Genomic DNA, 10,679 nt, shown 5'->3' on the forward strand with positions numbered 1-10,679 from the left:
GTCACGCGGTGACCACCTCGTTTCCGGCTACGACACGCTCGGAACAGGGGGCTGCTCGGGTGGTCGGGCCGTACACCACGCTATTGGACGCAACCAACCGAGTGTGAAACTCGGCGTCCACGGCCTCCCGCATCCGATGTAGAGATCCCCGGGTGCCGAACGCAAGCACCACGTGTCGGAAGCACTCCCTCATATCCCGTTATCACGTGGGGGCTTTCGGACGGATTCCATCGCTCGATTCCGGCGCGCCCGTCACCTTCGAGCGGGCACACGGCGAGGTGCGGCGGCAGCGCCTCGCCCGTCGTCAGCAGTGCGTAGACATAGAACCGTTCGGGATGTCAGGAACGCAACTCCGTGAGCGCCGCCCGCGTGGCCGCCGCGAGAACACCCCGCAGGCCGGATCGGGAACATACCGAGCCGGAACAACCGTTGTGCTTCACCGATCATGATGCGGCGCAGCATATCCGCGTCAACCCGAGCCCTCGACGCATCAAGAACGCTCGTGCGCGTCCGCACTGATCGCCGTCGCGATGCGGTCCACGTCGAAACGCTCCTGGTCGGGCAGGGGCGCACCCGCCGCGGCCCGCGCCTCCGTCGCGGCGGCGAGGAGGCGGCGGGCTTCGTCGAAGTTCCCGGCGAGGGCCGCCGCGCCGGCGAGACCTTCCTGCGCGAGGGCGACCGCGCGGGGGTCGCCGGTGCACCGGGCAACGGTCAGGCCTTCGTCGTGCAGGGCGCGGGCGCGCTCGGGATCGCCGCGCAGCTCGGCGATGAAGCCGAGTTCGGCGAGGCTGTGCGCGACGCCGGGCGCGTAGCCGACGGCCCGGTTCCAATCCAAGGAGGCGCGGGTGTGCTGCTCGGCGTCGTCGAGTCGTCCCTCACGGCGCGCGCCGATACCGAGGCCCACCTCGGCGAAAACCCGGCCGAGTTCGTGGCCCTGCCCCACCGAGAGCGCGAGCGCGCGTTCGTGGAGCAGCCGCGCCCGGGGCAGATCGCCGGCCAGCAACGCGAGCCGGCCGAGCCCCGACATCATGTCGGCGACCTGCGGCCACAGGCAGAGTTCCTCGGCCCGGCGCAGTCCGTCGCGGCGCAGACGCACGGCTTCGGTGTAATCGCCGACGATCTCGGCACGCCTGCCGAGGAGTTCGGCGGCCCGCAGCTGCCCCCACCGGTCGCCGAGAACCGTGAAGAGGCGGGCACTTTCGGTCGCGTCGCGATGCATGGCCGTGAGGTCGCCGCGCAGCAGGGCGTGGTGGCCGGCGCTGCTCAAAGCGGCCGCGAGACCCCATTCGTCCTCGGCCGCACGGAATCCCGCCACGGCACGCTGCGCGAGGGCTTCGCCGACCGAATGGTCGCCACCGCCGAGCAGCACCTCGCCGAGCAGCCACTCGGTGAACGCCAGGCCGGCCGGATCGTCCACCCCGTCGAATCCCGCGACCGCCGCGTCGACCAGTTCCGACCGGTCCGACGCGCCCGCGCTGAGCAGCGTGAGCGCCGACCACCACCCGTTGGCGCGCGCCCGCAGCGCCGGTGCGGCGCCTCGAGCAGCGCCGAGCGCCGCGTCGAGCAGCCGGACACCCTCCCTGATCCGCCCACGCAGGAACCAGTACCAGCCCAGGGCATCGACCAGGCGCAGCGCGACCTCGACGTCCCCACGCCGCACCGAATCCTCCACGGCAGACCGGAGATTCGCGTACTCGGTGTCCAGGACCGCCAGCCACCGCCGCTGATCGGCGCCGCGCAGCCACGCCCGCGCCCGCTCCGCCAGCGCCGCGTAGTACTCGTTGCGCGCACCGCGCACCGCGTCGGCCTCACCGGCTTCGGTGAGCCGCTGCGCGCAGTACAGCGCGACCGATTCCAGCAGCCGGTAGCGCGGCCCGGCATCGGTGTCCTTCATCGCGACGAGTGAGCGATCCACCAGGCGCGCGAGCAGGTCCGGCACCCGGGCTCCCGGCAGATCGGCGCTCGCGCAGACACTTTCGGCCGCCGCGAGCCCGAAGCCGTCCCCGTGCACCGAAAGCCTGCGCAACACCGCCTGTTCCGGCTCGGACAACTGCTCCCAGCTCCAGTCGATCACGGCGCGCAGCGTCTGCTGCCGGCCCGGACCGCCCCGCCGTCCGGTGACCAGCAGCTCGAACCGATCGTCCATGCGGGCGGCCAACTCTCGCACGCCCAGGGCCCGCACGCGGGCCGCGGCCAGCTCCAGCGCCAGGGGAATCCCGTCGAGGCGACGGCAGATGACCGCGACGGCCGCGGCGTTGCCCGCATCGATCGCGAAGCCGGGCGAGGCGGCCGCCGCCCGCGCGGCGAACAGCCGGACGGCGCTGAACTTCGGCAGCGCCTCCACACCGATATCCGCGGGCGCATAGGGCAATTCGAGCGCGGGCACCGGGTAGACGGCTTCACCGTCCACGCCCAGTGGCTCGCGGCTCGTGGCCAGCACACGCAATCCGGCGGCCGAACGCATCAGTCGCTCAGCCACTTCGGCGACCACGGCCACCAGATGTTCGCAGTTGTCCAGGACCAGCAGAACCCGCTTGCCGTCGAGCGCGGTGACCAGCTGGTCGAACGGATCGGCGGCGGACCGGATGTCGTTGCGGATGCCGAGCGCCGCGTGCACGGTGTCCACGACGGTCGTCCGCGCGGCGGCGCTCGCGTCGAGTCCGGCCAGCTCGACGAACCACACGCCATCGGGGTGGTCGGGGCGCAGCGAGCGCGCCACTTCGATCGAGAGCCGAGTCTTGCCGACGCCGCCCGGTCCGACGAGGGTGACCATCCGATACTCGCCGAGCATGCCGCGCACGTCGTGGGCCGCTTCGGCGCGACCGATCAGTTCGGTCAGCTCGCCGGGCAGGTTGGTCGGCGTGCTCGCCGGGCTGGGCGCGAGCAGCGGATCCTGCGCGAGGATCGCGCGGTGCACGGCGGCCACCTCGGGGCCGGGATCGACGCCGAGTTCGGTGCGCAGCCGTTCGCGCAACTCGGTGAACCCGGCCAGGGCTTCGCTCTGCCGTCCGGACCGGTAGAGGGCGCGCAGGTGCGCGGCGCGCAGTCGTTCGCGCAGGGGATGTTCGGCGACCAGCGGCGCCAATTCGCCCACCAGATCGCTGTCTTCGGCGAGTTCGAGCAGCGCCTCGGCCCGGGTCTCCACCGCGGACAGCCGCAGTTCTTCCAGCCGGGCGATCTCGACCGCCGCGAACTCCGCGTCGGCCACGTCGGCGAACGCCGGGCCGCGCCAGAGTCGCAATGCGGCCGTGAGAGCCTCGGCCCGGGACCGGGCGTCCGGTCCGGCATGGGCCAGCGCCTCCTCGAACCGGCCCGCGTCCACGGCGTCGGCCGCGACCTCCAGCCGGTAGCTCGTGGAGCCGGAGGCCACCAACGCGCGCGCGTCCGGTTCGGCGGCGGCGAGGGCGGCGCGCAGTTGCGAGACCTTGACCTGGAGCGCGCTCGCCGCGTCGCGGGGCGCCCGCCGCGGCCACAGCACATCGATCAGCCGATCGGTCGACACCGGACGCCCGCGATGGACGAGGAGAACGGCGAGCACCGTGCGCACCTGGCCGGGCGGGATCGCGACGGGCGCACCCTCCTCCGTCCACACCGCCAGTGCGCCGAGCACGCCGAACCTCATGCCCGTGACGATACGGCCCGCGTAACCGGGGGTGATCACCGTGTAGGGCGGCGGTAAGGGGCGTGTAGGCCGGGGCCGCGAAAGTCGTGCGGGTACGACGACTTCGGCTGGAAAGGCGGATCCTATGCACGCAACCGATGCCGTGCACGTGGCGATCATCATCGGCAGCACCCGCGCACACCGATTCGGGCCCACGGTCGCCACATGGTTTCACGAACACGCGGCAGCGCACGGCGGACTCGACCTCGACCTCATCGATCTGGCCGACGCCGGGCTCTCCGATGTCCTCGACGAATCCGACGCCGCCGTCGCCGCACTCGCGCCGCGCCTGGCGCGCGCCGACGCGTTCGTGATCGTCTCGCCCGAGTACAACCGGGGCTATCCCGCCCCGCTCAAGAACGCCATCGACTCCTATGTCGAGGAGTGGAAGGCGAAACCGGTCGCCATCGTCAGCTACGGCGGCGTCTCGGGCGGCTTGCGGGCCGCCGAACAACTGCGCCAAGTGTTCGGCGAACTGCACGCCGTGACGATTCGCGACACCGTGAGCTTCCACTCGTGCTGGAACAAATTCGACGACTCCGGCAAGCCGCTCGACCTCGCCGGCGCGGGCGCCGCCGCGACGGCCCTGCTCAACCAGCTCACCTGGTGGGCCCGCGCGCTCCACGACGCCCGCGTCGCGCGCCCCTACCCGCTCTGAGCACGAAGAAGGACCCCGATGAGAAAACACCCGGCCGCGGCTCTGGCCCTCCTGGCCTTCTCCAGTCTGATCACCTCGCTGGACTTCACCATCATCTACGTCGCCCTGCCCGACATCGCCCGCGATGTCGGGTTCACCGGACACACCATGCAATGGGTCGTCAGCGCCTACGCCATCTTCTTCGGCGGCCTGCTGCTCCTCGGCGGACGCTCCGCCGACCTCCTCGGCCGACGACGCATCTTCGTCCTCGGCATGGCGTTGTTCGGCGCCGCTTCCCTGCTCGGCGGCCTCGCCACCACCACGGCCGCGCTGATCGCCGCGCGCGCGATCCAAGGGGTCGGCGCGGCACTGCTGTTCCCCGCGACGCTCTCGCTGGTCAACACCATGTTCGAGGAGGGAAGGGAACGCATCCGAGCGCTCGCGGTCTGGGCGGGCGCCGGAGCCGGTGGGCTCAGCCTCGGCGCCTTGCTCGGCGGCGTGCTGACCAGTGTGTTCGGCTGGCAGGCCGTGTTCTTGATCAACATCCCCCTCGTGCTGGCCGGCGCGGGCGCGGCGTTCTTCGTGCTCCGGGCCGACGGTCCCCGCGATCGCACGCGGGGCTTCGACGTGCCCGGCGCGCTCACCGGCACCGTGGGCGTCACCTTGCTGGTGTTCACGGTGGCGCAGGCGCCCGAGTCCGGGTGGACGTCGAAACCCGTCCTGGCCGGGGGCGCGGCGGCGGTCGTGCTGCTGGGCGCGTTCCTGATGATCGAGGCGCGCAGTGCCGGCCCGCTCATGCCGTTGCGGTTGGCGCGGGCGCTGGGCCCGGCCCTCGCGGTCATCTTCGTGTTCGGCGCCAGCACACAGAATGTCGTCTACTTCCTCACGCTGTTCCTCCAAAACGTGTGGGAATACAGCGCACTCGTCACCGGGCTCGTGTTCCTGAGCCTGTCGGTGGTCATCGCGGTCGCGAACTTCGTCGCCGAAAGGCTCATCGTGCGGACCGGTATCCGCGCCACCCTGATCACCGGCCTGCTGCTGGGCGCGGCCGGCGGCGGGCTCCTCGCCGCCGGGATGGCCGTGGACGGCTCCTACTGGACGATCCTGCCCGGAATCCTGGTGTACGGCGCGGGGATGGGCACGATCTTCCCGACCATGTTCGCCGCCGCCGGAACCGGTGTCGCCGAACACGAACAAGGCACCGCGGGCGGGATGGCCAACACCGCGATGCAGGTCGGCATCGGCGCGGGCCTCGCGGTCCTCGTCGGCATCGCCAACGCGGGACTGGACGGTCTCGACGGCACGGCCCTGCGCCTAGCGACCGCCGACGGGCTGCGCACCACGGTCGTGGTCGCCGCCGCGGCCACCCTGCTCGGCCTGCTCGCGGCGGGGGTGATGCGCGGACGTCGAGGGGTCGACACGCGTGATCACACCGCGGCGCCCGTGCCCGCTTCGGCCGGATGAGCGTGGAGAACCTCGAAACCATCTATACGACAACGCCTTTCGGTATCCACGAAGAAGGAGAATCATGACAGTCGCAGTATTGGGCTTGGGCGAAATGGGCTCCGCTCTGGCTACCGCCGTGCTGGACGCCGGCCACCCGCTGATCGTCTGGAACAGGTCCGCGGCCAAGGCGGAAACGCTGGTGGCCAAGGGAGCACGCCTGGCCGCGTCACCGGAGGCGGCCGTCGCCGAGGCGGAACTGGTGATCGTCAATGTCCAAGGCGGCGAGATCGCCGTGGATCTGCTGCGGTCGGTCGGCGGGGCGCTGGCGGGCCGGACCGTGGTGAACCTGACCGACGGTCCGTCCGAACGGGCCGCGGCGGCAGCGGAATCGGTGGCCGCCCACTACGCCGACTACCTGCACGGCCAGATCATGACCATCGCCCCCGCGATCGGTTCCCCGGACGCGGTGATCTTCTACGGCGGTCCGCGCCCGGTGTTCGACCGCCACGAGCCCATCCTGCGGGCGCTCGGCGGCCGCGCGACCCACGTCTCCGAGGACCCGCGCGTGCCCCTGGTCTACGGGCTGGCGTTCCACGACATCATGTGGGGCCTGCTGAACGGATTCCTGCACGCCGCGGCGCTGCTCGGCGATGCGGGAATCCCGATCGTCCGCTACGCCGAACAGGCGGAGCCGGCGCTGGCGGGCCTGCCCGGCCTGTTCCCGATGCTCGCGGGCGAGATCGATCGCGCCGAATTCGCCACTCCCTTCGGCGCGTTGAAGCACCACCTGCCCTCGCTCGAGGATCTGATCGCCGAAAGCCGTGCGCGCGGCATCGATACCGAATTCCCCACCTACACCGGCCGGCTCGTCGCCGACACGCTCGCGGCGGGCCACGGTGACGACAGCTATTCGCGCCTCGTCGAGCACTTCGGCCGCCGGTGAGCGGCCCACGAACCAGCTCGCGCGGCGACTCCCCTGACGTGCGGCGGACGACCCGTCCCCGCATCACCGTCGGCATCGAATACCTTGCCGACGAAACCCACTCGAACACCGGAGGAGAATCCATGAAGAAAGCATTCGTCACGGCGGCGGCAGGACTCGCGGGCCTGGCCGGCACGGTGGTCCTCGGTTCCGGGGCCGCTCAGGCGGCGCCGCAGGACTGCGTCGTCGAAAAGGACCTGTTCGGCGCATCGGCGATCTGTCATCCCGACGGCGGCAGCAACTACGTGCTGCGCGTCGAGTGCGTCGGCCTCTACGCCAGCGGCCCGTTTCCGCTCTACGCCATCGGCCCGTACCACACGCTGAGCTACCCCTTCACCCCCTCCGGCGACCGCATCACCGCCGGCTGCACCGGCGCGGGCCCCGGCATCTTCGCCATCGCGACCGGCGCCCACGTCGAGGTCTTCCGAGGCTAGAACCACCCGGGGCGGTATCGAGGACTACCGTGCCGCCCCGGCGTGGGCCACCCTGCGCGATCTGGTCGCCGACGCCGCCGCCCGGTGGAGCGGCCCACCGCAAGGCCCACCCTCACACCGTCTTCTGTTCGGCGAACGCCCGCCGCGATTCCTCGTGCAGGATCTCCAGCAATTCCTGTTCCAGCGCCGCGAATTCGGGTGCGGTGATCGTGGACAGGTCGCGGGGCCGGGGCAGGTCGACGCGCACCTCGTGGCGCACGGTCGCGGGGCGGGCCGAGAGCACGATCACGCGATCGGACAGGTACACGGCCTCGCGGATGTCGTGGGTGATCATCAGCACCGTCCATCGGTAGCGCTGCCACACCTCTTGCAGCCAGGACTGCATCTCGGTGCGGGTCAGGGAGTCGAGCGCGCCGAAAGGTTCGTCCAGCAGCAGCACTTCGCGTTCCTGAACCACGGTGCGCAACAGCGCGGCCCGCTGTCGCATCCCGCCCGACAGCTGCGACGGTCGCGCGTTCTCGAACCCGGCCAGCCCGAACACCGGGAACAGTTCGAGGGCGCGGCGGCGGGCCTCCGATTTCGGCACGCCCCGCACCTGCAACCCGAGGATGGTGTTGTCGAGGATGGTCCGCCACGGGAACAGCAGATCCTTCTGCGGCATATAGGCGCAATGCGAGGCCGGATCCTCGCCCTCGGCCGCGCGGAAGCGCACGCCGCCCGAATCCGGGGTTTCCAGTCCGGCCAGCATGTTGAAGACGGTGCTCTTCCCGCACCCGCTGGGCCCGATGACGCTCACGAACTCCCCCGACCGCACGGTGAACGAAACCCCGCCCAGCACCGCGAGATCCGGGGCGCGCCGCCCGTGCCCGGGGAACGATTTCCGAAGCCCGTCCACGACGAGCCGGTCCTCAACCACGACCGCTCCTGTTCTCCGCGAGCGCCCACGGCGCGACCAGCCGTTCGATCAGGAACGTCGACAGGTACAGCGCGATGCTCAGCAGCGCCGTCACCAGCACCGCCGCCAGCACCAGGTCGGTGCGGAACGAGTTCTTCTGCAGGCTCATGTAGATGCCGAGACCTGCACTGGCACCGACGTATTCGGCGAACACCGCACCGACCACCGCGTAGGTGATGCCGATGCGCAGGGCCGTGAAGAACCGCGGCACCGCCGAAGGCAGCCGCACATACCGGAACACCTGCGCGCGCGAGGCGCCCATGCTCCGCAGCAGTGCCCCCGCCTCCCGGTCGGCCGCGGCGAACCCTTCGATGAGGCCGATCGCCATCGGGAAGAAGGTCACCAACGAGACCACGAGGATCTTCGGCAGCAGTCCGAACCCGAACCAGATGATCATCAGCGGCGCGATCGCCACGATCGGCAGCGTCTGCGACGCCACGAACAGCGGCACGAACGCACGCCGCAACCACGGCGAGAAATCCACCACGATCGCCAGCGCCCACGCCAGCGTCAGCGACACCGCGAACCCGAGGAGCGTCACCTGCAAGGTCGCGGCGGCGTGGGTGCCGATCTCCTCGCGATGCGCCCACCCCTGCCGCGCCACCCGCATCGGCGAGGGCAGCACCTGCGGGCGAATTCCACTGGCCGAAACGTAGATCTGCCAGACGGCGACCAGCACGGCCACCGTCACGACGGACGGGACGGCCCACCGGATTCCGCCCGAGCGCGCCGCACCGCCTACCGCGATGTCACGGGTTGCCGAGGTACTCATTGGTGAAATAGGTCGACCAGTCGGGCTCCGCCGTCAGCGGTGAGCCGTCGGGCCCGTTCAGCAGACCACCCCGGTACAGGAAGCCGGAATTGGCCGCCCACTGCGCCTGCGTCTGGGTGCCCACCCGGCCGTCGGCGTCCTTCATGAACTGCTCGGCCAGCATGCGCTGACTCTCGAAGACCAGCTTCTCGTCGTTGAACGCACCGGGATTGGCGTCGATGAGATCCTGAGCCGCCGCGTCGGGGTTGTCGGCGGCGAACTGGTAGCCGCGCTGCAACGCTTGCACGAACTGCCGCGCGCGCTCGGGATTCGCCGCGAGCCAGTCCTCGTTGGCGTCGATCACGATGGCGTAGGCGTCGGGGAAGCCGAAATCCGTGTAGCGGAAGTACTTCATGGGCGTGCCGTGGTGCTCGGCTTCGATGCCCTCCCACGCCAGGTAGGAGACGGTGAAGTCGGCCTTGCCGGAGTAGACCGCCTCGTAGGCCGACGATCCCAGCGTCACCGACGTGAAATCGCCGGTGCCGCCGTCGTTGCGGATGACCTGTTGCAGCGCTTCCTTCTCCCCCGGATCGCCGAAGCCCGCGTACGTCTTGCCGTCGAGGTCCTTCGGGCTCGCGATGTCGGCGCGGTCGGCCCGCACACCGATCCCGGTCGCCCAGTGCTGCAAGGGGGCGAGCACCGACTTCGTGCGCGCCCCCGCCGCGCGGGCGAACGTCGCCGAATTGTGCGTGCTGATACCGAATTCCGCGTTCCCGGCGTCGATCACGGTGCCGACCGAGGTGTTGTTGTACGGCAGGACCTGCACGTCCAGCCCCGCTTCGGCGAAGTAGCCGCGCTGCAGGGCGACGTAGAGCCCCGAGTGGTTGGTGTTCGGCGTCCAGTCGAGCGCGAAGCGGATGGTGTCGCCGGAATCCGATCCCGAACCGCAGGCGGTGAGCGCCGAGAGCAGCGCGACACCGGTGACGACGACCGCGAGCGCGCGGCGCAGGCGACCGGTCATGACGCGGGCCAGGGCTGCGGATGCAGGGCGGTGTCCCAGAACATCAGTTCGTAGCGGGTGGCGATCGTGAACGCCGTCGCCATCGCGTCCCGGTCCCGCTCGCTCGCCGACTCGGCGGCCTCGTCGACCAGTGCGCGGGCGGTGACCGCGGAGTTCTGGAACTCCTCGGCGCCGTAGGTGGTGACCCACCGCGCGTACGGGTGGTCCGGATCGGCGGCGATCACCTTCGCGGCGCTCTCGGCCAGGTCGCGGCCCACCTCGGCGTAGATCCAGAAGCACGGCAGCGCCGCCGCCGCGGCCACCGCGTACGACTCGGTCGCGGCGGTCGCGATCAGATACGACACGTAGGCCAGGCAGGTCTGCGAATGCTCCGGCTCACCCTCGCGCGGGGGCAGCGCTCCCCCGTTGAGCAGTTCGTCGTGCATCGTGGATTCGACGGCGGCCGCCGTGGCCGACGAGGTCGCCCAGAACGCGGCAGTCCGCGGATCGGGCGATTTCGAGGCCAGGATCGCCAGCGCCTTCGAATACGCGGTCAGGTACAGCGAATCCTGTTCGATGTAGGTGCGGAACACCTCGGGCGGCAGCGTGCCGTCGCCGAGGCGGCGCAGGAATTCGAGTTCCTCGATGGCGACCCGCAGGTCCTTCGTGCGGTCCCAGAGCTGGTCGGTGAACCGACCGGTGTTCGTCGTAGAGGCGTACAACGCCGTGACATCCCTTCGTCAGTATTACCTGAACAGGTTCGGCGGGTGTGTTCTCAGCCTCGCGGACGCGAAGCACCCCGTGTCCACTGCC

9 protein-coding genes and 1 riboswitch are annotated in these 10,679 nt (G+C 70.6%); of the genes, 4 read left to right on the top strand and 5 right to left on the bottom strand.

The window, feature by feature from the left end:
• Window positions 1–490: 490 nt before the first annotated feature.
• Window positions 491–3,622: a BTAD domain-containing putative transcriptional regulator gene (locus tag DFR74_RS00005; RefSeq protein ID WP_067510985.1), complete on the bottom strand. Its 3,132-nt coding sequence runs from the start codon at window positions 3,620–3,622 to the stop codon at window positions 491–493.
• Between the two features lie 124 nt (window positions 3,623–3,746).
• On the opposite strand from DFR74_RS00005, the gene DFR74_RS00010 reads away from it, so the two are divergent.
• The 4 genes from DFR74_RS00010 to DFR74_RS00025 all read left to right on the top strand — a co-directional run bounded on the left by DFR74_RS00010 (window position 3,747) and on the right by DFR74_RS00025 (window position 7,160).
• Window positions 3,747–4,319, top strand: coding sequence for an NADPH-dependent FMN reductase (locus tag DFR74_RS00010; protein WP_067510984.1), 573 nt, complete (start codon window positions 3,747–3,749; stop codon window positions 4,317–4,319).
• Window positions 4,320–4,337: 18 nt separating this feature from the next.
• A complete protein-coding gene (locus tag DFR74_RS00015) occupies window positions 4,338–5,762 on the top strand; it encodes an MFS transporter (RefSeq protein ID WP_067510983.1) in 1,425 nt (474 codons plus the stop codon).
• A gap of 64 nt (window positions 5,763–5,826) precedes the next feature.
• Window positions 5,827–6,687: an NAD(P)-dependent oxidoreductase gene (locus DFR74_RS00020; RefSeq protein ID WP_067510982.1), complete on the top strand. Its 861-nt coding sequence runs from the start codon at window positions 5,827–5,829 to the stop codon at window positions 6,685–6,687.
• A 122-nt stretch (window positions 6,688–6,809) separates the two neighbouring features.
• Window positions 6,810–7,160 (top strand): hypothetical protein, encoded by a 351-nt coding sequence (locus DFR74_RS00025; RefSeq protein WP_067510998.1) that lies wholly within the window; start codon window positions 6,810–6,812, stop codon window positions 7,158–7,160.
• 112 nt (window positions 7,161–7,272) lie between these two features.
• Here the strand turns inward: DFR74_RS00025 and DFR74_RS00030 are convergent, their stop codons facing one another.
• From DFR74_RS00030 to DFR74_RS00045, 4 genes are all read right to left on the bottom strand, one after another.
• Window positions 7,273–8,076, bottom strand: a complete 804-nt coding sequence (locus DFR74_RS00030; protein WP_067510981.1) for an ABC transporter ATP-binding protein — start codon at window positions 8,074–8,076, stop codon at window positions 7,273–7,275.
• The gene (locus DFR74_RS00035; RefSeq protein ID WP_067510980.1) at window positions 8,069–8,887 is read right to left on the bottom strand and encodes an ABC transporter permease; all 819 of its coding nucleotides are present in this window, start codon (window positions 8,885–8,887) and stop codon (window positions 8,069–8,071) included. Before DFR74_RS00035 ends, DFR74_RS00030 begins: the two co-directional genes overlap by 8 nt.
• A complete protein-coding gene (locus tag DFR74_RS00040) occupies window positions 8,865–9,887 on the bottom strand; it encodes an ABC transporter substrate-binding protein (RefSeq protein WP_067510979.1) in 1,023 nt (340 codons plus the stop codon). Before DFR74_RS00040 ends, DFR74_RS00035 begins: the two co-directional genes overlap by 23 nt.
• Window positions 9,884–10,588 (bottom strand): TenA family protein, encoded by a 705-nt coding sequence (locus DFR74_RS00045; RefSeq protein WP_067510997.1) that lies wholly within the window; start codon window positions 10,586–10,588, stop codon window positions 9,884–9,886. Before DFR74_RS00045 ends, DFR74_RS00040 begins: the two co-directional genes overlap by 4 nt.
• Window positions 10,582–10,678: riboswitch (TPP riboswitch) on the bottom strand. Its footprint overlaps the gene before it by 7 nt.
• Between the last annotated feature and the right edge of the window lies 1 nt (window position 10,679).

It is taken from the genome of Nocardia puris (assembly GCF_003315035.1).
Lineage (GTDB): Bacteria > Actinomycetota > Actinomycetes > Mycobacteriales > Mycobacteriaceae > Nocardia > Nocardia puris.